Raw genomic sequence first — 21,110 nt, forward strand, 5'->3', positions numbered from 1 at the left:
CAAGGCGCGCCCCTATGTTGCGCCGGCTTGCTGATAGTCAAACGCGAACCCGCAAGCGGAAAGGTCACCGCGCCATGCCTGGCGACAGTATTAGTCGAACGCAACCGCCGTCCGTCTACACGTGACCCCACATGGTTCATGTCCTGCCGGACGGCAAGGAGTGAACCATGAATGATTTTTCCCCCGTGGCGGACGACGAGGCCGTTGCCATCGCCCGCATCCTTGCAAACGACCATGTCGCCGACGTGGTCGAGGCGCTCAACCATGAATCGCGCGAAACCGCGACGGATCTGCTTTGCGCCGTACCCTTCGAACGGCTGGTCGAGATCTTCGACCAGCCCGAACTCGACGGTGCGCCCGAACTCGCGGACGCCCTGCCCCGCGCTAAGGCAAGCAAGCTGCTCACCGCCATGTCGGTCGACCGTGCGGCCGACATACTGCGCGAGCTCGACGAGCCGGCGCGATCCGAACTGCTCGGCGCACTGGCGCCGCCGCTGCGCGCCACTCTGCTTTCCATCCTGGGCTATCCCGAAGGCAGCGCCGCTTCGATCATGACGACGGAGTTCGTCAGCGTTCCCTCGGACTGGACCGTCGGGCGCACGCTCGACTACATCCGCAAGGTCGAGCGGACGCGCGAAACCGTCTACGCGATCTACATCGTCGATCCGCAAACGCATCTCCTGGTGCGGTCGACCGGCCTGCGCCGGCTCATTACTGGTGAGCCGGACGACCCGGTCCTGTCGGTGGCACCGGACCGCGTGCCGGTCACGGTCACCCCGCTGACCGATCGTGAAACCCTGGCGCAGACGATCTCCAAATATGATCTTCTCGCCGTGCCGGTCGTCGACCATGGCAAGATCCTCGGCATCGTCACCATCGACGACATCATCGACACGATGATCGAAGAAACGACGGAGGATGTGCACCGCTTCGGCGGCATGGAAGCGCTCGACGAGCCCTACATGAAGATGAGCTTCCTCGCCATGATCCAGAAGCGCGCCGGCTGGCTGTGCGCGCTGTTTCTCAGTGAAATGCTGACCGCCAATGCCATGCAGAGCTACGAGAGCGAGTTGGAAAGGGCGATCGTGCTCACCCTCTTCATCCCGCTGATCATGAGCTCCGGCGGCAATTCCGGCTCGCAGGCGACCTCGCTGGTCATTCGGGCGATGGCGCTGCGCGAGATTGGCCTCGGCGACTGGTGGCGGGTTGCCTTGCGCGAACTGCCGACCGGCCTGGTGCTGGGATCGATCCTTGGCGTTGTCGGCGTCTGCCGCATCACGCTGTGGCAGTATTTCGGTTTCTACGATTACGGCCCGCACTGGCCGCTGATTGCCGCGACGGTTGGCGCTGCACTGGTCGGCATCGTCACCTTCGGCTCCCTCTCGGGGTCGATGCTGCCCTTCGCGCTGAAACGGGTCGGTTTCGACCCCGCCAGCGCATCGGCGCCGTTTGTCGCCACGCTGGTCGATGTCACCGGGCTGGTGATCTATTTCTCGGTGGCGCAGGTCATCCTGCGCGGCACGCTGCTGTAGCCGTATTGCTGTCTCCGCCGCTGGCCATGGCCGGCGGCGGCTTCCGCCTTTCAGGCTTGCCTGCCGTAGATGCTTCCGTCGACTTTTATGGAGCAAGCCGCGCTCGTCACTGGACGCGCTGGCCGTCCTTCACGCGGTAGGTCGGCTTGTACATGGTGACGAGTTCTTCCGCCGCGGTCGGGTGCACGGCCATTGTGCGGTCGAAATCATCCTTGCTCAGGCCGGCCTTCAGCGGAATACCGAGCAGCTGCGCCATTTCGCCGGCATCCGGCCCCAATATGTGGGCGCCGAGCACTTTGCGGGAAGCGCCGTCGACCACCAGCTTTATCAGCATCTTCTCGTCGCGGCCCGAGAGCGTATGCCGCATCGGCCGGAAGCTGGCGCGGTAGATTTCGACATCGGCGAAACGCTTCACGGCTTCGTCTTCCGACAGACCGACAGTACCGATTTCAGGCTGCGAGAAGACCGCGGTGGCGATGGTGTCGTGGTCGGGCGCGGTCGGATTCCCCTTGAATGCCGTCTCGACAAAGCACATCGCTTCGTGGATCGCCACCGGTGTCAGCTGCACGCGGTTGGTGACGTCGCCGATCGCCCAGATATTGTCGATGTTGGTGCGGGAGTACTCGTCGACCTTGATCGCGCCGGCTTGGGTCATCTCGAGGCCGATGCCTTCCAGACCCATATTCTCGGTGTTGGGAATGCGCCCGATGGCCAGCATGACCTGGTCCACCGTCAGGGTCTGGCCGCTGGTGAGAAGGGCGTCGAGCCGGCCGTCCGGCCGCTTGTGCACCCGCTCGCTCACTGCATGGCAAAGTATCTTGATCCCCTTCTTTTCCATGGTCTCGTGCAGCGTGCGGCGCAGATCCATGTCGAAGCGGCTGAGGATCTCCTTGCCGCGATAGACCAGCGTGGTGTCGACGCCGAGGCCGTGGAAAATGTTGGCGAACTCGACCGCGATATAGCCGCCGCCCTCGATCATGATCGCCTTCGGCAGTTCCTTGAGGTCGAAAGCCTCGTTGGAAAAGATGCAATGCTCATGGCCGGGAAGCGCCGGGTGGGCCGCCGGACGGCCGCCGGTGGCGATCAGGATTTGGTCGGCGGTGACGGTGCGGTCGTCGTCCAGGAGATGCACCACATGCGGGTCTACGATCATCGCCCGCGAAGGGAAGGTCTCGCCGCCGGCGCCCTCGACATTCTTCTTGTAGATTGCCTCCAGCCGGCTGATCTCGCGGTCCTTGTTGGCGACCAGTGTCTGCCAATTGAAACTGGCCTCCGGCACCGTCCAGCCATAGCCGGCGGCATCGGCAAAATGCTCCGGAAATTGCGAGGCGTAGACATAGAGTTTTTTCGGCACGCAGCCGCGGATGACACAGGTGCCGCCAAATCGGTATTCCTCGGCGATGCCGACGCGCTTGCCGAGTGTCGCGGCAACGCGCGCCGCCCTCACCCCACCGGAGCCGCCGCCGATGACGAAAAGATCGTAGTCATAACCGGCCATGGGGCGGCTCCTTGAACGTCGGAAAATGTGAGTGACAGGTAGGCCGCCAATGGCCAAAAGAAAAGCCCGGACAAGCCGGGCTTCACAGATGGCCGCAAGGCCACATTTTGAAAACGCAGGATCAGTTCTGCGTGCCGTCGGCGGGAGCGGAGCCGTCGGCCGGCGCCGAGCCGTCGGCAGGTGCGGCGCCATCCGCCGGAGCCGCATTGTCGGCCGGAGCAGCTCCATCAGCGGGCGCAGGGGCAGCCGGCGCCTTTGCCTTGGCGGCCGCGGCCAGCGTTTCGCCGACCTGCTGGGCGAGATCGCGGGCAAGGCCGTTCTGCCAGATGTCGGCAGCCTTGACCAAATCACGCGTCACGGTCGGGCCGCTGTCGAGCAGCTTCTTGCCGGAGTCGGAGCTGTAGAAGGCCGCGATCTCGTTGAGTTCCTTTTCGGAAAACACCTTCGCATAGGCAAGGGCTGCTTCCTTCTCGAGATCGGCGCGGCGCGAGGCCAGCGCCAGCGCCTTCTCGTTGATCGTCTTGCCGATCAGCTCCTGCATATCCGGGTTTTTCTGGATGAGCTGCGATTCGAGCGCGGCGGCCGCCTGCGGCAGGATGTTGTCGAACGGGTCGGTCGCATGGATCGCCGCGACCGCAGCGCGGGCGGCCTTCAGGTGCGACTCCGTGACGTCCTGCGAAAACGCCGGCGACGAGAAGGCGAAAACGGCTGAAGCCGCCAGAACGACGCAAAGGCCGCGAACCCGGTTATGCAACATCATGGTTGGTAGAACTCCCTGGTTTTCGGGCGGCATGGACGGTTTGGATGCCGTCGCCGCCGGCGATGATGGCCGTTGACGCCAGCCCGATGAAAAGACCATGCTCGACCACGCCCGGAATGGCGTGGAGAGCATTCGAAAGCGCTCTTGTATCCGGAATGCGGCCAAAAGATGCATCGAGGATAAAATGGCCGCCGTCTGTAACAAAAGCCTGGCCTCCCGTCATCCTCAATGTAATCGGACCGGAAAGGCCGAGATCCGCAGCCGTCTTGGCTATGGCGATCTCGGTGGCGCGCAGGCCGAACTGGTTGACTTCGATCGGCAGCGGAAACCGGCCGAGCGTCTCGACCATCTTCGAGCGGTCGGCGATGACGATCATGCGCTGCGAGGCTGCGGCAACGATCTTTTCGCGCAGCAGTGCGCCGCCGCCGCCCTTGATCAAGGTCAGTTCCGGATCGACCTCATCGGCGCCGTCGACCGTAAGATCGAGCTCGGGAGTTTCCTCCAATGTCGACAGCGGCACGCCAAGCTCACGGCAAAGTGCCGCGGTGCGCTCGGACGTCGGCACACCGATGACGGTCATGCCGGTGGCGACCTTGTCGGCGAGCAGTCGCACGAACTCTTCGGCAGTCGTGCCGGTGCCGATGCCGAGCCGCATGCCGTCGCTGACATGGGCAAGGGCGGCCCGCGCGGCCTCGACTTTCAACTGTCTTGCATCCATGCTGCTGCTTGCTGCCCCGGGGAACCTTGTGTTTCGGGCTCCTAGCATTTTTGCCGGCCGGGTCAAAGCTTTTGACCGTGCTCAAAGCCTTTGATCATTGGGCGCCTGTCCACCGCTTTGCTTGCCTTGACGCGCCGCAGCCGCTATCGCCTGCCAATGCACAAACCTGCGCAGGATGGATCATGAGTCGCCCGATCATCGTGTTCGACCTCGACGGAACGCTGATTGACACAGCGCCGGACCTGCTCGACAGCCTCAACCACAGCCTGGCCGCCAGCGAACTCACGGCTGTCGACGAGGCCGGCTTCAGGCGCTTCGTCGGCCATGGCGGCCGCGTGATGATAGAGCGGGCGCACGCCGCCCAGCAGCGCTCGCTCGACGTTGCCGAGCACGACCGGCTGCTAAAACTGTTCCTCGATCATTACACCGACAACATCCCCGGCAAATCGCGCCCCTACCCCGGTGTCATCGAGGCGATCGCGCGCTTCGAGAAGGCTGGCTATCTCCTGGCCATTTGCACCAACAAATACGAAGCCAACTCGCTGGCGCTGATCGAAGCGCTTGGCTTGACCAGGCATTTCGCGGCTATCGCCGGCCAGGACACGTTCGCCTTCCGCAAGCCCGACCCGCGCCACCTGACGGAAACCATCCGGCTGGCCGGCGGCGATGCGCACCGCGCCCTGATGGTCGGCGATTCGCAAACCGACATCGACACCGCCAAGGCCGCCGGCATTCCGGTGGTGGCGGTCGATTTCGGCTACACCGACCGGCATGTCCGCGAATTCGAACCTTCGGCGGTGATCTCGCATTTCGACGCATTGACCGTGGAATTGGCGGAGCGGCTGATCCGCGCCGCGGGACACTGAGCGAACAGCAACAAGAATACCGCCGGGCTCTGAAATGGCGCAGAATCCGATCTCTGAAAGAACGCCGGAGAGCGCCTTGACTTAACCGGCCGGCCTCCCTTATATCGCGGCTCGCTTGGCCTTCGGGCAACGAGCGGGCGATTAGCTCAGCGGGAGAGCACACCCTTCACACGGGTGGGGTCGCAGGTTCAATCCCTGCATCGCCCACCATCTTCCCAAATGGTTTTCCAGCCTTAGCCCGTTAATGCTTTGTCGGCAGCGGCGCGGCGAATTGCAGTTTGCGCGGACATGGCCGGGCACGCTTGGCCTCCCATCCGGAACCAACCACCCGGCCAGCGAGTTTCCTTGCGTCGAAACTTGAGGGAAAACCATGTCCAGATTTCTCGTGGCAACCAGCGTCGCCGTTTTTCTCGCTGCCGGACCCGCTCTGGCTGCGGATGACAAGCCGCTGCCGCCGCCCAACGCCAAGAAGCTGTCGGAGATCCTCGCCAAGGTCGAGCAGCGCGATGGCTTTCGCTATGTGAAAGAGGTCGACTGGGACAATGGCGCCTATACCGTCACCTACTACACGTCGGACAAGGCGAAGGTCGAAATCACCTACGATCCAGTGACGGCCGAGCCTAAGTAAGAGCTGCCGGCAGAGCCTCTTCATTTCGACGGGTCTGCCCGTTTTCTCCGTGCACCTGGACGGCCAATCCGATTGCCGCAAATTGTCCATCCTTGGCGTGTGATATGCACGCCAGGCGTGGGCAGCGCTGTTGGCTTGGGGGCAGTCATGCGATTTTCCGTTCGAACCGATGTCATACTCGTTCTCGCCGTCATCCTGGCTGGCGGCATGCTTGCAACGCCTTCTGCGCGGGCCGACGGACCGTCCTTCGACTGTGCCAAGGCGAGCCTGCCGGCAGAGAAGGCGATCTGCGCCGATCCGCAGCTGTCGGCCATCGATTTGCTGGTCGCCAAGGCCTACAAGGGTTTCGAGCCAGCCTTCGGCGGCGACAAGCGCAAGATCGCCCGCGGGCTGATTGCCGACCGCAATGCCTGCAAGAGCGATACAGCCTGCATCGTCAGCGCGCTGAACAACGCCTTGCAGACCTATGGCAATGCGCCGTCCTGGGTGCAGGACTACAACATCGCGCTGATCGGCAAGAAGGCTCTGGATACCGCCGCGCGCAATCCCGGCAACAATGACCAGCCCCTGCCCTCGGCCGTCGGGCAATGCGCGTCCACCCATATCAAGACGCTGACCGCGCGGCTCGGCGACGCTCCGCTCGAAACCGCCTCGCCCGATGCGGGCAGCGCAGCCACCTTCACCAATGGCGGCGGGGCTGTCTCCTATGATCGCGAACCGGGCCTTGCCGCCTCGAAGGTCGGCGAACCCGTGGTGATGTGCCTGATCGCGGTTCCCAGGGATTGTCCGAAGGGCGACGACCGTGGCCGGGTCTATTATTCGATCGATCTTGTTGCGAAAGGTTCGTGGGCCTTGCCGGACTCCGAGCATCTGTGTGGCGGCGCCTGATCGGCGTGCTTCGTGTCCACAAAGCCTGCCAAAGCGTCCCGCTCTGTGCCTGCCCTTGCGCCGGATCGTCTTTGATGGCTGACTGAACCGGTTGACTGCGCCGCATGGGGGTATGGGCATGGCGACGGCGAAGTATGTGATGAAACGCATCCTGATGATGCTGGCCGGCTATCTGGTCGCCGTGCTGGTTGGCCTGGTCGCCGTGGCGGCGATCTACGCCGCGCTCAGTTCGCTGCCCAACGCGCCGGCCTATTTCGATGTCATGGGCGTCAGCCCGATCGCCGTTTTGGTGGTGCCACCGCTCGGCATGTTCGTCTATTTCCTGACGATTGTCGTGACCGGGCTGCAGACGCTGATCTTCGCGCTGATTGCCGAGTTCTTCTCGTTGCGCAATGCCCTGATGCACATGGTCTTCGGCGCCGCTGCCGCCGCCGGTGGCTTCTTCCTGATCTGGCCGGTTCCGGCGGAGGATATGGATCCGGAGCGCTGGGCCGACATCGGCATCATCGCAGCCGCCGGCCTCGTCGCCGGATTGATCTACTGGCTGATCGCCGGGCGGGAGGCGGGTTTCCGCCGCCCGTTGTCGCAAATCTAATCGATCAGCTCGACGGCGAGCGCACGGCCTCGGTGGCGTCCAGGGCCTGCTTCAGCCGCGAATCGCGGTCATAAACGTCGCTGAAATACTCGACCTTGCCGGACATGTCGGGCCAGGCGGTGAAATAGGCGACATAGACCGGAATCTTGCGTGTCACATCCTCGGTCGAATGTCCGTGCTTGAGCTTCTCGGCGACATAGTCGACCGAGGTGCCGAGCACCGCCGCCGCCATGCCGCGCGGATCCTGCAGGCGCACGCAACCATGGCTGAGCGCACGCATGTCCTGCTTGAAGAACGATTTCTGCGGCGTGTCGTGCATGTAGATCGCGTGCTTGTTGGGGAACAGGATCTTCAGTTCGCCCAGCGCATTGGCCTCGCTCGGCTGCTGGCGCACACTGTAGGGAATGTTGGCGCCATAAGCGCCCCAATTGACCGCCGACGAGGGAATGCGCTTGCCGCGCGAATCCGTCACTTCGTAGCCGGCCCGGTCGAGATAGCCGGGATCGCTGCGCAATCTGGGCAGCATCTCATTGACGATGATCGACTGCGGCACGCCCCAATAGGGATGGAAGTCGACCTGCTTGATCTGGTCGTAGAAGAAAGCCGTCTGGTTGGTCACCCGGCCGACGACGACGCGCGTCTTCAGCTTCTCCTCGCCATTGTCGATATAGCTCGCGGTGAACGCCGGCTGGTTGATGAAGACACGCGGGCTGCCGAGATCGGAAGGCAGCCAGCGCAGTTCCTCAAGCGCCACCTGCACCTTGAGCAGCCTGTCGGCCTTCGACGTGCCGGCCAGCAAGGCGACGGTGCGCGGACCGATGACGCCGTCGCCCTTCATGCCTTCCTTCACCTGCACCGCCTTGATCAGCGGCACCAGCTCGGGAACATAAACCTCGCTGCTCGCGAGCCGCGACAGCAGCTCGCCATAGGTGCCGCCCATATTGTCATCGAGATTGCGCGCGATCAGCGACAGCAGTTTTGGCAGCTCGGGGCTGGTCTCGCCGGGCTTCAGCAGCAGTTTGGGATCGACGACGATCTCATTTTCCGCACTGGCCTGCAGGGCCTCCAGTTCGACGCGCAGCGCCTGATATTCCGCATTCTGCGGATGCCGTGATTCGAGATAGGTGCGCACTTCCTGCGTATGCGCCAGCGTCTTCAGCACGCCGACCATGTCGAGCGGCTTGGCCGGGAAATCATAGTAACCGGTCATCCGGTTGGGCTCGACACGGCCGTTCTGGGCGTCATGGGCGTAGCGCAAGACGCGTGCCGACAGCGCCATCTCGAAGCGCACGAGTTCCCTGAGCTTGGCCGCGTCATCCGTTGAGGCCGAAGTCGTGGCCGGCACATCGACCGTATAGTCGGCGGGCGTCAGGCCATAGCTCGCGGCCTCGCCCAGCACCCGCACCGCATCCTGGGCGCGGTTGTTGGGGCTGGTTCCGTTCACCCAGATGAAGTCCGGATTGGCCGAGTAATAGGCGATCAGTGCCTTCGCGATGTCGGGCTCGGCATAGAGTTCGTAGTCGCTGAGACCAGCAATGGCGTCGTGGAAAGCAGCCCCCGTTGCCGACGGAACGAACGCCGCGTCCTGCGGCGTCGCCGGCTGAGGCGCGGCGGACAGCGTCGAGAAGTCGACGCGAATAAGCTTGTCAGCCTTGTAGGTGTAATAGGACGGTCCGCTGATCTTCGCGCCGCCACCGCCGCCGGCCGGGACTTTGGGTTTGTGCTTTGGCGGAGGCGGAAATTCCCCCTGCGGCTCATGCCTGACGCCGCCGCCGAACAGCATGTCGAAGAGCCCCTGAGCGCCTGCCTGAGGCGCGCCAAGAGCGAGCGTTGCAGCGATCGCCACAAGCGGCATCGCGGTTGCTTTTTTACCGAGGAATTTCATGGATCACCCGCTCCGGTCGCAACCGGTTCCCGTTCCGCACGCTAAACCGTCTCGCTCACCGCATGGCGGATGTAAGGCGCGACTATACCGATTCATACCGATTTCGTTAAGCTTCCATAAATTTTGGAAAGCCTGTTGCAGAACGGTTTCACAAGATAGTGACGGCTGGAGCGCGGGTGTTTCGCTCCGGCCCTGGGAATGCCGCAGAATTCAGGCGTTGGCGCCGCCATCGATGGTCAACGCCGCGCCCGTGACGAAACGTCCTTCCGGACCGGCGAGCCAGGCAACCATGCCGGCGATGTCATCGGCCTTGCCGAATCGCGGCGTCGCCATCTTTTGGCGCTGGTGTTCGGCATGCGGTCCATCCGCCGGGTTCATGTCGGTGTCGGTCGAACCGGGATGGACGACATTGGCGGTGATGCCGCGCGAACCGAGGTCGCGTGCGAGTGCCTTGGTCAAGCCGACCAGCGCCGCCTTGCTGGCGGAATAGGCGCCGAGGTTGGTGTCGGTGACGCGTTCGGCGAGATTGCTGCCGATCGAGATGATTCGGCCACCCTCGCCCATATGTGCCGCAGCCGCTTTCGAGGCGATGAACGGGGCTCTGAGATTGACCGACATGGTTTCGTCGAAGTCGGCTAACGACAATGTGTCGATGGGTGCCGCGCGCCAGATGCCGGCACTGTTGACCAATATGTCGAGCCGGCCGAAGGCGGCGGCGGTCTCGTCAACGGCCCTGTCTATGGCCTCAGCATCGCGGTTATCTGCCCTGATCGCGATGGCGCGGCCGCCCTTGGCTTCAATCTCGGCGACGACCGAGCGGGCCTGTTCCTCGCCATGCACATAGGTCAGCGCGACATCGGCGCCATCTGCCGCGAGCCTTCGCGCAATCGCCGCGCCAATGCCCCGGCTGCCGCCGGTGACGAGTGCCGCCTTGCCGTTCAAATTGCTGGAAGACATCGGTTTCTCCATTTATGTAGCGATTGATACACAAATATCTGGCAGCCTTGCTCGACCGCGTCAACTCATTTATGTATCGATCAACACAGAAAAGAAGAACATGTCGGACAGAGGACGTCCCCGTACCTTCGACCGAACCGCCGCCCTGCGGCGCGCGATGGAGCTGTTTTGGGCCAAGGGCTATGGGGGTACGTCGATCGCCGAGTTGACGACGGCGATGGGTATCAATTCGCCCAGCCTCTATGCCGCCTTCGGCAGCAAGGAGGCGCTGTTCCTCGAAGCGACCGAATATTACACGCAAGCCGAAGGAACCGAGATATGGGCCGCCTTGGACGAGGCGCCGACGGCATGCCAGGCGATCGAGAATTTTCTGCGGCGCACAGCCAAGGCCTATTCGCAGACCGATCGGCCGCAGGGCTGCTTGATTGCGCTGGGCGCCCTGCATGAGGACTCAAGCAGCGGTGCCATCTGCACGGATTTGCGCCGCCGCCGCGCCGAAAATCTTACCACCCTGCGCAAGCGCCTGGAGCGCGGTGTGGCCGAGGGCGAATTGCCTGCCGACTTCGACTGCGATGCCGTGGCGACCTTCTACGCCACGGTCCAGCACGGCATGTCCATCCAGGCGCGTGACGGCGCGTCGTGCCTCGCGCTGATGGCGACCGTCGCTGGCGCGATGGCTGCCTGGCAGGTACTCGCAGGCCCCGACAGAGCGTGACAAACGCTGGCCATTATGGTGGAAATCCAGCCAAACGCGCGGTCGGGAGGAACAAGCTGTGAAAAAGGGTTATCGCGAACTGCTGGACGAGGCCAACGCCGAGATCGAAGTGGTTTCGCCTGAAGAAGCGGCAGGATTGCTCGAGGACGAAGGCACCATCTTCGTCGACCTGCGCGACCCGCGCGAGGTCGAACGCGACGGCGGGATCCCCGGCGCCAAACATGTCACACGCGGCATGCTGGAATTCTGGATCGATCCGGAAAGCCCCTATCACAAGCCATTCTTCGCCTCGGGAAAGAGCTTCGTGTTCTTCTGTGCCGGCGGCTGGCGTTCGGCGCTCGCCACCAAGACGGCGCAGGACATGGGCCTTGTGCCCGTCAAGCACATCCTTGGCGGCTATACCGCCTGGAAGGCGGCAGGACTGCCTGTCGAGCCCGGCGAGAAGAAGAAATAACCCAATGCATGTCGCTCAAAAGTGGTCGCGGTTTTGAGACAACGGCATGCTTAGCACGAGGACAGCGGCTCAATGCAGCCGCGACGGCTCGCGGTGTTCCGCGACGAAGGCGACTGCGCGTTCGACCACGCCCTTGTCCGCAAGAATGCGGCGGTGGCCGAGACCGTCGGCCCAATGCAGCCGCACATGACCGCCGGCGCCGGCATAGCGCTTTGCATGCTCGGCCGGCACCTCGCGATCGTCCTGCGCGTGGATGACCAGCGTCGGCACGGGCGCCTGGGCAAGCTGGCGGTCGCCAGTGAATTCATGCAGCGGCCGGCCGGACAGGTGCTGGACGCAGTCCGCCATCGCCACCTGCGAGCGCGGCCCGACATTGAGCATGCGGCTGAAGTCGGCGAAGATCACCGGCAAGGAGCTCGGTGCTGCGATCAGCACGAGACGTCCGGCCGCCAGCGGCGGAATGTTCTTGATGGAACCGGCGATCGCATTGGCGGCGACGGCGCCACCGAAGGAATGCCCCACCGCCGCGACGAACGGGCCGAACCATTCGCCGGCGACCCGCACTGCGTCGACCGCATTCGCCATGTTCAGGTGTCGGCCCTGCGAATGGCCATGCCCCGGCAGGTCCAGGGAAACGACCCTGTAGCCGGCCGCGCGGTAGCCCTCGATCAAGGCGCGCATATATTCGGTACGCGAACGCCAGCCATGAACGACAAGCACGGTGCCGAGCGCCGCCCTGCCCGGCTCCGGCCGGAATTCGTGCACCATGACGCAGCCGGTTGCCGTCTTCAGCCGATGATGGCGCGCCTCGGTCATGAACTCCGCGGCCCGGCCGATGGCGCGGCGCTCGCCGTCGGTCAGCGCCCTGGCGCTCGGCGTGCGGCAGAACAGTTCGAAAGCCGCGCGCCCGGTGATGCGTGGCGCAATATGTTCGGCCGCACCAAATACGCTCCGGATGACCTTCAGCCCGATTGATGCCATAGTGAGAATCCATCCATACGTTCAAGCATGAACATAATAGTTCAAAGATGAACAATAAACAAGAGCTACCCTGGGACAACCCGCGTTTTCGCAACTGGGTCGCGGTGGCGCGCGCCAGTCATGTGCTGGAGCGCACGCTGGCGGTGAAACTCGCGCCGCTGGACCTGAAGCCGGCGCAGCTCGACGTGCTGATGAACCTCTACCGCCATCCCGGCATGTCGCAGCACGACCTTGCCCGCAAGCTGCTCGTCGGCCGCTCCAACATCACCATGCTGTTGCCCCAGCTGGAGACGCGCGGCCTGCTGCGCCGCGAAGGCGACGAGAAGGACAAGCGCATCTTGCGGCTTGCCCTCACAGAGGCCGGCGAGGCGCTGCTGATGCAGGCGCTGAAAGTGCACATGGCGTTGATCGAAAAAGCGATGAGCCAGTCGACGCCGGAGCAGTGCGACATGATCGGCGAACAGATGCGCAAGATCTACGAGGTGCTGAAGGAGGCCTGACGGCCCTTTCAGTCACTCACCACATGGTCTTCTTCGCCCGCTCCGGCCATTCCCTGTCGTAGGTTTCGCCGTCGATGTTCTTGCGGCTGGTGATTTCCAGGATTTTTCCGGGCGTCGGCAGCGATTTCGGATCGACATGTTTTGCCGGATTCCAAAGCTCCGACCGAACGATGGCGCGGGCACACTGGAAATAGACCGAATCGACGTCGATGACGGTCACCGAGCGCGCCGCCTTGCCGTCCACCATGAAGGATGCGCAAAGTTCGGCGTCCGTGGTGATATGCGCGCGGCCGTTGATGCGCAGCGTCGTGCCGGAGCCCGGCACCAGGAACAGCAGCCCGAGACGCGGATCCCGGATGATGTTGCGCAGCGAATCGGCGCGATTGTTGCCCCGCCGGTCCGGCATCATCACTGTCTTGGGGTCAACAATGCGCACGAATCCGGCGAGATCGCCGCGCGGCGAACAATCCAGTCCCTCCGGACCGCTGGTGGCAAGCGCTACAAAGGGCGAAGCCGCGATGAAGGCGGCATATTCGGGAATGACGTGGTCGAGTTCCTTGACCAGCGAGGCTTCGCCTGGAACGCCGTAGAGCGCCTCGAGTTGTTCGACCGTGGTGATAACCGGCATCGTTTTTGTCTCCGAACCTTTGCCGGCGCTACTCCAGATGTGTGACGCCCTTACGACGCCAGATTAGCGATCGCGGCTCAAGCCCTTTTCCGCAAGCTCCGCCAGATAGGCATTCCAGCGCTCATCCTTCTCATGGCCGAGCGTATGCAGGTAGTTCCAGGTGAAAATGCCGGTGTCGTGGAAATCATCGAAGGTGATGCGCACCGCATAGTTGCCGACCGGCTCGATCTTCAGAATGGCCACATTGCGCTTGCCGGGAACCGTCACACGCTGGTCGGGCGAATGACCCTGCACCTCGGCCGATGGCGAGGCAACGCGCAAAAGCTCAGCAGGCAATTCGAATGGCTGGTGATTGGGAAAGGTGACCGACAGCAGCTTGCGGTCCTTGGAGACCCGGAGTTCTTTTGGCGCGGTCATGCTGTTTGATCCCGTATCGATTGCCCTTCCCTACGCCGCTTCGCGACAGGGGAAAAGTCCTGATGGAACAACCGACATACCGTGTCGGCTCCGGGATGTTACCAAAGATCGAGAAGCGGTATCTTGAATGGCGGGCTGGATCGTATCACATAGCTGTATATAACGGCGCCCGGTAACGGCCACGGAAACGCTCGAACATGAACATGATCGACCCCTTCGGTCGCACGATCAGCTATCTCAGAGTGTCGGTCACCGACCGCTGCGATTTTCGCTGCACCTATTGCATGGCCGAAGACATGGCCTTCCTGCCGAAGAAGGACCTGTTGTCGCTGGAAGAGCTGGACCGGCTCTGCAGCGTCTTCATCGAGAAGGGCGTCAGACGGCTGCGGCTCACCGGCGGCGAGCCACTGGTGCGCAAAAACATCATGCATCTGGTGCGCCAGCTCTCGCGCCACCTCGACAGCGGCGCGCTGGAAGAACTGACGCTGACCACCAACGGCTCGCAGCTGTCGCGCTTCGCCGCCGAGCTCGCCGATTGCGGCGTCAAGCGCATCAACGTCTCGCTCGACACGCTCGATGCCGACAAGTTCCACCAGATCACCCGCTGGGGCCATCTCGACAAGGTCATGCAAGGCATCGATGCCGCTCAGGCGGCCGGGCTGAAGGTCAAGCTCAACGCGGTGGCGTTGAAGGATTTCAACGACGCCGAACTGCCCGACATGATGCGCTGGGCGCATGGCCGCGGCATGGATCTCACCGTCATCGAAACCATGCCGATGGGCGAGATCGACGCCGATCGCACCGACCAGTATCTGCCGCTGTCGCTGCTGCGCGCCTCGCTGGAGCGTCAGTTCACGCTGACCGACATTCCCTTCAAGACCGGTGGCCCTGCCCGATACGTCCACGTCGCCGAGACCGGCGGAAAGCTCGGTTTCATCACACCGATGACGCATAATTTCTGCGAAAGCTGCAACCGCGTCCGGCTGACCTGCACCGGTACGCTCTATATGTGCCTTGGCCAGGAAGACGCGGCCGACCTGCGCGCGCCGTTGCGTGCATCCGAAGGCAACGAACTTGTCGCCGACGCCATCGACGAGGCCATCGGCCGCAAGCCGAAAGGCCATGATTTCATCATCGACCGCCGCACCAGCCGTCCCTCGGTTTCCCGGCATATGAGCGTCACCGGCGGCTGATTTTTTCTCCGATTTGGTGCAAGATTATCTTTGGTCACAAGGGCCAAGGGGGCATCGTGCTGCGTCTTTATCGTATCGGCTTGTCGGCGCTGACCACAGTTCTGTCCTTGGCGACGCCAGTCACAACAACTGCAAACGCCAAGCCCTTCACCTATGTGAACGCGCGCTTCGGCACCGTCTGCACTTTTCCCGACGAGATATTCACCGATCGTCAGCCTGAGCCGGAAAATGGCGACGGACAGGTCTGGCTGAGCGCGGACGGCGCCAGCCTGACCTGCTCCGGCATCCTCAACGTCGATGACGACACGCCGAAAAGCTTTGTCGCCGATGAAAAGGCAAGCAAGGAACCTGGCTACACCGTTACCTACAGCAAGACCGGCAAGAACTGGGCGGTGTTGTCGGGCATGAAGGATGGCAATATCTTTTACGAGCGGCGCCTGTTCGGCAGGGATGGCGTCATCCGCACCGTCTGGATCGATTATCCGCCGGCCTTGAAGGCGAAATACGATCCGCTCGTCGGCGCCATTGCCGCAAGCCTCAAGGGGCAGTGAGTGTTTCCGATCACACCCCAGAAAAAGTCTTGCTTGCAAACCGCCGCCGGATTTACCGCCAGCCTGTTCCGGCCTAGCCTTTCGCCAGAAGCGGCTCTTCGCTGATAGGGGGAATACACCATGCGCAAACTCGTTCTTTCTCTCGCATTGCTTGGCCTCACGGCCCTGCCCGCGGCGGCGCAGTCGATCGGCGGCACCTACACCGTCGCCGGCACCAATTTCGACGGTTCGAAATATGATGGCGAAGCCACCATCACGCTGACCAGCGGGACGACCTGCGCGATCCACTGGGAGACCGGCGGTTCTTCGTCCGACGGCATCTGCATGCGCAACGACGACGCGTTCTCCGCCGGCTATGTCATGGGCAAGGACATCGGCCTCGTCGTCTACAAGGTCGAGGATGACGGGTCGCTGCATGGCCTGTGGACCATCGCCGGCAAGGAAGGCAACGGCACCGAAGTGCTGACGCCGAAGAAATAGACATCGGCAGCCTACGCAGGTTCCGGGAGGCGAAGCCGCCTCCCGACCAGATTCGCGCCGAATCCAGGACATGATTTCACATCGGCGATGACGAATGCCCCGGTCCTGGCCCAGCCCTTTGCCATTGCTGTTTCTTGGCGGGCTGTTACAGGCTTGCTGCCCAAGCAACCGGTGGATGCCTTGCCTCTTTCCCCAAATCTTCGCGGCGCGTTGTTCATGATGGTGGCGATGGTTGGCTTCACGCTCAATGACGCCATCACCAAATACTCTTCCCAATCGATGAACATGGCGCAGGTCATGCTGATTAGAGGAGCCTTTGCCTCGCTCTTCGTCGGCCTCCTGGCCTGGCAACGCGGCGCGCTTTTGCGGCCGGGCCTGATGCTGCAGCCGCTGGTGGCGATGCGTGTCCTGGGCGAAGCAGGCGCCACCGTGTCATTCCTCGTGGCGCTTGCCCATTTGCCGATCGGCAGTGTGTCAGCCGTTCTTCAGGCGCTGCCGCTGGCAGTGACGATGGGGGCAGCACTGTTTTTCGGCGAAGCGGTCGGCTGGCGGCGCTGGCTGGCGATCGCCGCCGGTTTTGCCGGCGTGATGGTCATCGTGCGGCCGGGATTCGACGGCTTCACTATATATTCCCTTTGGGCGCTGGCCAGCGTCGCCTGCTGCACCGTGCGTGATCTCGCCACCAGGCGCATTCCCCAAACCACACCGACCATGCTGGTCTCGACCGCGACCGCACTGGCGATGACCGTCGTTGGCGCGGTGCTGTTGGTGCCGATGGGCGGCTGGACGCCCATGACCGGCAAAAGCACGGCGCTGCTGGCTTTGGCTGCGGTGCTCGTGCTGATCGGTTATCAGTTCATCATCATGGCAATGCGCTCGGGCGAGATCTCCTTCATCGCGCCGTTCCGCTACACCGCGCTCCTCTGGTCCATCCTGCTTGGCTTGATCGTCTTCGGCGACATACCTGACATGCCGATGGTTGTCGGCGCGACGATCGTCGTCGGCTCGGGTCTTTATGCACTCTACCGCGAGCGTGTGGTCGGCCGGCGAAGGATCGTCGCCGAAACGACCGGGCCGGCCATGGCGCCGGATGGAATCTAGCCGGCTCTTGTGATTTCCGGCGGCTGGCGTACAGGCTCGATGCATGAGGCGAGATATTGCAGGGATCGTCCTGGCCGGTGGCCAGTCAAGGCGGATGGGAGGCGGCGACAAGAGCCTGTTGCCGCTCGGCAGCGGCAGCGTGCTTGACCAAATCCTGTCGCGCTTTGGCCCGCAGATCGAAATCCTGGCGCTGAGCGCCAATGGCGATCCCGAACGCTTTTCCCGTTTCGGACTGCCCGTGCTTGCCGACACCGTCGAAGGCTTTGCCGGGCCGCTTGCCGGAATCCTAACGGGCCTCGAATGGGCCATTGCCGGCACGCCTTGCAAGGCCGTCGTAACCGCCGCAGGCGACACGCCGTTCCTGCCGCTTGATCTCGTCGATCGCCTGGCGGCGGCAGCCCGCGACCATCCCGGTTCCATTGCCGTCGCCTCCTCGGCCGGTAGGCGGCACCCGACCTTTGCGCTGTGGCCGACCGAATGCCGCGATGCTTTGCGGCATTTCCTGGTCGATGAGGACAACAGGCGCGTTTCGGACTTCATCGAGCGCCATGGTCACGTGGAGGTGGAATTCCGGTTCGTGCAATCCGCTGGGCTCGATCCTTTCTTCAACATCAATGTGCCTGATGACCTTGCCCAGGCCGCGCGCCTGTTGCAGAGCATGACATCATGAACATCTTCGGCATCACCGGCTGGAAAAACTCCGGCAAGACCACCCTCACCGAAAAGCTGGTCGCCGAGCTTGTGCGGCGCGGCTGGAAGGTCTCGACGGTCAAACATGCCCATCATGATTTCGACATCGACAAGCCGGGCGCCGACAGCTTCCGCCATCGGCAGGCTGGCGCCACCGAGGTTGCGATCGTCTCCGGCAACCGCTGGGCGCTGATGCACGAATTGCGCGGCGAGGATGAGCCGCCGCTGGAAAGCATCCTCTCGCGACTCGCCCCATGCGACATCGTGCTGGTCGAAGGCTACAAGCGCGAATCCCACCGCAAGATCGAAACACGGCGCCTGGAGGCGAAGGACCGGACGCCGCTTTCGGCGGGCGATCCCAACATTGTCGCCATCGCCGCCGATTTCGCCGTCACGGACAAGAGCCTGCCGGCATTCGATCTCGACGACGTAAAATCGATAGTCGACTTCATCGAGCGTACCACCGGCCTCGTTGCTTGAGATGTAACGTGACGGCAGAAGCCCATTGCCGATTTCGGTGGTTTTGCAGTTGCTTTTTTCTTGGAAAGAATGGGAGTATCGCCTCAGCGGGCGGTCAAAAGCACCGCCCCATAGAGCCGTTTCGGAACGACGGTCGGGACCATAAAGAGAGGACTATCATGCGTATTGCACTGCGTATCGCGCTCGCCGCATCGGCTGCGCTGCTGACGCTCGGCGTCGCCCAGGCCCAGGAAAAGACCCTGCGGATCGGCACCGAAGGCGCCTATCCCCCGTTCAACAACCTCACCTCCGACGGCAAGCTCGTCGGCTTCGATATCGACATCGCCCAGGCGCTTTGCGATCAGATGAAGGTGAAGTGCACCTTCGTCGCCCAGGATTGGGACGGCATCATCCCGGCACTTCAGGCCGGCAAGTTCGACGCCATCGTCGCTTCGATGTCGATCACGCCTGAGCGCAAGGAGAAGGTCGACTTCACCCACAAATACTACAACACACCCTCGGCTCTCGCAGTGCCGAAAGACAGCACGCTGAAGGGCGTGACCAAGGCAGATCTCGCCGGCAAGACCATCGGCGTCGCCACGACGACCACCCATTTCAACTATGCCTCGAAGACCTACACCGACAGCACCGTGAAGGGCTATCCGAGCAGCCCCGAGGAGCAGGCAGATCTGGCCAATGGTCGTCTGGACGCCATCGAGGACGATATCGTCGTGCTCCAGCAGTGGCTGGACTCGCCTGATGGCGCCTGCTGCAAGATTCTCGGCCAGCCCTCGCCGCAACCGGTCGAGATCTTCGGGCCGGGCGCCGGCATAGCCGTGCGCAAGGGCGAGACCGATCTGGTCAACAAGCTCAATGAGGCCATCGACGCCATCCGCGCCAATGGAAAATACAAGGAAATCAACGACAAGTACTTCAAGTTCGACGTCTTCGGCGCCGAGTCCTGATAGACGGATCAAGACGGCGGGGAAATTCCCCGCCGTCTTTCTATTCATCTTGGAACGCCGTGGAGATAAGACCCGTCAATGCCAGCCCAAAGCATATGGACACTTCTCAGTTGGGGACCTGACGGCTGGAGTGACGACATTGCCTATGGCGTCATTGTAACGGTTCTGCTCGCGCTGGCGACGCTCCCCATTGGGTTGACGATTGGCTTTTTCATTGCGCTCGGCAAGCAGTCCGAGGAGCCGTCGCTGCGCCTCGCCGCCAATATCTACACCACGGTCTTTCGCGGCCTGCCGGAACTGGTGACGCTTTTCCTGTTCTTCTTCGGCATGCCGATCCTGCTGCAGCATCTCATCCGGTATTTCCGCCCCGAGGCGACCATCGACGTCAACAGCTTCGTCGCCGGCATGATCGTGCTCTCGCTGATCTTCTCGTCCTATGCCAGCGAGGTTTTCCTCTCGGCCTTCCGCGCCATCCCGAAGGGGCAGTATGAGGGTGGCTATTCCATTGGTCTGTCCAAATGGCAGACCATGCGCCTGGTGATCCTGCCGCAGCTGTTGCGCATTGCCTTCCCCGGCCTCGAGAACTGCTGGCTCAGCCTGCTCAAGGACACGTCGCTGGTTTCGGTCGTCGGTCTTGCCGAGACACTGCGCAATGCCGGCGTGGCGGCTCGCGTCACCAAACATTCGTTCCTGTTTTACAGCATTGCGGCTCTGGTCTTTCTCGGTCTGGCCGTCGTGTCATCCTTCGCCACCGGTGCCATTTTGCGCTCGCTTGGCAAACGGGAGGCACAACGATGAGCGCCACCGCCGCCATGGTCGAACGGCCGCCACCGCGGACCCGCGGCTGGCCGCGACCGCGCATCGTCGGCTACGCGCTGGTCTGCCTATGGATCGCCTTTGGCCTTGGCATCGTCGGCTATCTTGTCTTTGCCTGGAACCCGGTCTTCTTCGCCAAATATGCGCCGGCCTATCTGAGCGGACTGGGCGTTACCTTGTCGCTGGTCGCCATTTCAATGGTGCTTGGCGCCGTCCTGTCGATGCCCGTTGCTTACGGGCGCATGTCCAGAAACCGGATCCTGTCCGGCCTTGCTTACTGTTACGTCTATTTCTTTCGAGGCACGCCGCTGCTGGTTCAGACGTTCCTGATCTATTACGGGCTGGGGTCGTTCAGGCCGGAACTCCAGATGATCGGGCTTTGGGATTTCTTCAAGGACGCCTTCAACTGCGGCGTCTTCGCCTTTGCGCTCAACACCGCCGCCTACCAGGCCGAAATCCTGCGCGGCGCCATCGAAAGCGTGCACAGGGGCCAATGGGAAGGCGCTGCATCCCTCGGCCTGCACAAATTGCAGACGCTGCGCAAGATCATCCTGCCGCAAGCTCTGATCGTCGCCTTGCGGCCCTACGGCAATGAGCTGATCCTGATGGTCAAGGCGTCCGCCATCGTCGCCATCATCACCGTCTACGACCTGATGGGCAATGCGAAACTCGCCTTTGCCAATTCCTTCGATATCCAGGCCTATATCTGGGTCGCCCTGGTGTACCTGGTGATGGTCGAGTTGTTGCGCCATGCGATCGAATGGATCGAGCGCCGGATCACCATTCACCTGAAGCGTTGACCCGTTTTCGGCTGTGCCAGTCGATCGCACCAC

At 62.6% G+C, this 21,110-nt stretch carries 25 protein-coding genes and 1 tRNA gene; 18 read left to right on the forward strand and 8 right to left on the reverse strand.

What is annotated here, in order from left to right; all coding sequences use genetic code 11:
* Positions 1-167: 167 nt before the first annotated feature.
* Entirely contained in the window at positions 168-1,532 is a 1,365-nt protein-coding gene (gene mgtE / locus MAFF_RS03180) for a magnesium transporter (protein WP_010909447.1), read from the forward strand.
* A gap of 106 nt (positions 1,533-1,638) precedes the next feature.
* Here the strand turns inward: mgtE and gor are convergent, their stop codons facing one another.
* From gor to rpiA, 3 genes are all read right to left on the reverse strand, one after another.
* A complete protein-coding gene (gene gor / locus MAFF_RS03185) occupies positions 1,639-3,030 on the reverse strand; it encodes a glutathione-disulfide reductase (RefSeq protein ID WP_010909448.1) in 1,392 nt (463 codons plus the stop codon).
* A 121-nt stretch (positions 3,031-3,151) separates the two neighbouring features.
* Positions 3,152-3,790, reverse strand: coding sequence for a DUF2059 domain-containing protein (locus MAFF_RS03190; RefSeq protein ID WP_044547624.1), 639 nt, complete (start codon positions 3,788-3,790; stop codon positions 3,152-3,154).
* Positions 3,777-4,508: a ribose-5-phosphate isomerase RpiA gene (gene rpiA / locus MAFF_RS03195; RefSeq protein WP_010909450.1), complete on the reverse strand. Its 732-nt coding sequence runs from the start codon at positions 4,506-4,508 to the stop codon at positions 3,777-3,779. The genes MAFF_RS03190 and rpiA overlap by 14 nt, the downstream gene beginning before the upstream one ends.
* A gap of 182 nt (positions 4,509-4,690) precedes the next feature.
* On the opposite strand from rpiA, the gene MAFF_RS03200 reads away from it, so the two are divergent.
* The 5 genes from MAFF_RS03200 to MAFF_RS03220 all read left to right on the forward strand — a co-directional run bounded on the left by MAFF_RS03200 (position 4,691) and on the right by MAFF_RS03220 (position 7,485).
* A complete protein-coding gene (locus tag MAFF_RS03200; protein WP_010909451.1) occupies positions 4,691-5,374 on the forward strand; it encodes a phosphoglycolate phosphatase in 684 nt (227 codons plus the stop codon).
* Between the two features lie 135 nt (positions 5,375-5,509).
* Positions 5,510-5,584 (forward strand) — tRNA-Val (locus MAFF_RS03205).
* A 160-nt stretch (positions 5,585-5,744) separates the two neighbouring features.
* Entirely contained in the window at positions 5,745-6,002 is a 258-nt protein-coding gene (locus MAFF_RS03210; RefSeq protein ID WP_010909452.1) for a PepSY domain-containing protein, read from the forward strand.
* A 147-nt stretch (positions 6,003-6,149) separates the two neighbouring features.
* Positions 6,150-6,890 (forward strand): lysozyme inhibitor LprI family protein, encoded by a 741-nt coding sequence (locus MAFF_RS40490; RefSeq protein ID WP_048894769.1) that lies wholly within the window; start codon positions 6,150-6,152, stop codon positions 6,888-6,890.
* Positions 6,891-7,002: 112 nt separating this feature from the next.
* On the forward strand, positions 7,003-7,485 hold the full coding sequence (locus MAFF_RS03220; protein WP_010909454.1) for a hypothetical protein: 483 nt from the start codon (positions 7,003-7,005) through the stop codon (positions 7,483-7,485).
* A 4-nt stretch (positions 7,486-7,489) separates the two neighbouring features.
* Here the strand turns inward: MAFF_RS03220 and MAFF_RS03225 are convergent, their stop codons facing one another.
* Positions 7,490-9,370: a L,D-transpeptidase family protein gene (locus MAFF_RS03225; RefSeq protein ID WP_010909455.1), complete on the reverse strand. Its 1,881-nt coding sequence runs from the start codon at positions 9,368-9,370 to the stop codon at positions 7,490-7,492.
* A 210-nt stretch (positions 9,371-9,580) separates the two neighbouring features.
* Positions 9,581-10,327 (reverse strand): 3-oxoacyl-ACP reductase family protein, encoded by a 747-nt coding sequence (locus MAFF_RS03230; protein WP_010909456.1) that lies wholly within the window; start codon positions 10,325-10,327, stop codon positions 9,581-9,583.
* 100 nt (positions 10,328-10,427) lie between these two features.
* On the opposite strand from MAFF_RS03230, the gene MAFF_RS03235 reads away from it, so the two are divergent.
* Positions 10,428-11,042, forward strand: coding sequence for a TetR/AcrR family transcriptional regulator (locus MAFF_RS03235; protein ID WP_010909457.1), 615 nt, complete (start codon positions 10,428-10,430; stop codon positions 11,040-11,042).
* Positions 11,043-11,100: 58 nt separating this feature from the next.
* Positions 11,101-11,496, forward strand: a complete 396-nt coding sequence (locus MAFF_RS03240; protein WP_010909458.1) for a rhodanese-like domain-containing protein — start codon at positions 11,101-11,103, stop codon at positions 11,494-11,496.
* Positions 11,497-11,565: 69 nt separating this feature from the next.
* Here MAFF_RS03240 and MAFF_RS03245 read toward each other — a convergent pair whose 3' ends face one another.
* Positions 11,566-12,477 carry an alpha/beta hydrolase gene (locus tag MAFF_RS03245; protein ID WP_044547628.1) on the reverse strand — a complete coding sequence of 304 codons (912 nt, stop codon included), beginning with the start codon at positions 12,475-12,477 and terminating at the stop codon, positions 11,566-11,568.
* Between the two features lie 47 nt (positions 12,478-12,524).
* Between MAFF_RS03245 and MAFF_RS03250 the strand changes: the two genes are divergently transcribed.
* Positions 12,525-12,977, forward strand: coding sequence for a MarR family winged helix-turn-helix transcriptional regulator (locus MAFF_RS03250; protein WP_010909460.1), 453 nt, complete (start codon positions 12,525-12,527; stop codon positions 12,975-12,977).
* 16 nt (positions 12,978-12,993) lie between these two features.
* On the opposite strand, the gene MAFF_RS03255 is transcribed toward MAFF_RS03250, so the two are convergent.
* On the reverse strand, positions 12,994-13,605 hold the full coding sequence (locus tag MAFF_RS03255) for a pyridoxamine 5'-phosphate oxidase family protein (RefSeq protein WP_010909461.1): 612 nt from the start codon (positions 13,603-13,605) through the stop codon (positions 12,994-12,996).
* Between the two features lie 63 nt (positions 13,606-13,668).
* Complete coding sequence (locus MAFF_RS03260; RefSeq protein ID WP_010909462.1) at positions 13,669-14,022, reverse strand: gamma-butyrobetaine hydroxylase-like domain-containing protein; 354 nt, start codon at positions 14,020-14,022, stop codon at positions 13,669-13,671.
* Positions 14,023-14,219: 197 nt separating this feature from the next.
* Here MAFF_RS03260 and moaA point away from each other — a divergent pair, with 197 nt between their 5' ends.
* From moaA to MAFF_RS03305, 9 genes are all read left to right on the forward strand, one after another.
* Positions 14,220-15,215, forward strand: a complete 996-nt coding sequence (moaA, locus tag MAFF_RS03265; RefSeq protein WP_010909463.1) for a GTP 3',8-cyclase MoaA — start codon at positions 14,220-14,222, stop codon at positions 15,213-15,215.
* 56 nt (positions 15,216-15,271) lie between these two features.
* On the forward strand, positions 15,272-15,766 hold the full coding sequence (locus tag MAFF_RS03270) for a hypothetical protein (protein WP_010909464.1): 495 nt from the start codon (positions 15,272-15,274) through the stop codon (positions 15,764-15,766).
* Between the two features lie 120 nt (positions 15,767-15,886).
* On the forward strand, positions 15,887-16,246 hold the full coding sequence (locus MAFF_RS03275; RefSeq protein ID WP_010909465.1) for a hypothetical protein: 360 nt from the start codon (positions 15,887-15,889) through the stop codon (positions 16,244-16,246).
* A 180-nt stretch (positions 16,247-16,426) separates the two neighbouring features.
* Positions 16,427-17,347: a DMT family transporter gene (locus MAFF_RS03280; RefSeq protein WP_044550445.1), complete on the forward strand. Its 921-nt coding sequence runs from the start codon at positions 16,427-16,429 to the stop codon at positions 17,345-17,347.
* A 43-nt stretch (positions 17,348-17,390) separates the two neighbouring features.
* Positions 17,391-18,017 (forward strand): molybdenum cofactor guanylyltransferase MobA, encoded by a 627-nt coding sequence (gene mobA / locus MAFF_RS03285; RefSeq protein WP_010909467.1) that lies wholly within the window; start codon positions 17,391-17,393, stop codon positions 18,015-18,017.
* On the forward strand, positions 18,014-18,517 hold the full coding sequence (gene mobB, locus MAFF_RS03290) for a molybdopterin-guanine dinucleotide biosynthesis protein B (protein ID WP_010909468.1): 504 nt from the start codon (positions 18,014-18,016) through the stop codon (positions 18,515-18,517). The genes mobA and mobB overlap by 4 nt, the downstream gene beginning before the upstream one ends.
* Before the next feature lie 158 nt (positions 18,518-18,675).
* Entirely contained in the window at positions 18,676-19,461 is a 786-nt protein-coding gene (locus MAFF_RS03295; protein WP_010909469.1) for an ABC transporter substrate-binding protein, read from the forward strand.
* Between the two features lie 78 nt (positions 19,462-19,539).
* Positions 19,540-20,259: an ABC transporter permease gene (locus tag MAFF_RS03300; RefSeq protein WP_010909470.1), complete on the forward strand. Its 720-nt coding sequence runs from the start codon at positions 19,540-19,542 to the stop codon at positions 20,257-20,259.
* Positions 20,256-21,077, forward strand: coding sequence for an ABC transporter permease (locus tag MAFF_RS03305; protein WP_010909471.1), 822 nt, complete (start codon positions 20,256-20,258; stop codon positions 21,075-21,077). The genes MAFF_RS03300 and MAFF_RS03305 overlap by 4 nt, the downstream gene beginning before the upstream one ends.
* The last annotated feature ends 33 nt before the right edge of the window (positions 21,078-21,110 follow it).

The sequence above is a fragment of the Mesorhizobium japonicum MAFF 303099 genome (assembly GCF_000009625.1).
Lineage (GTDB): Bacteria > Pseudomonadota > Alphaproteobacteria > Rhizobiales > Rhizobiaceae > Mesorhizobium > Mesorhizobium japonicum.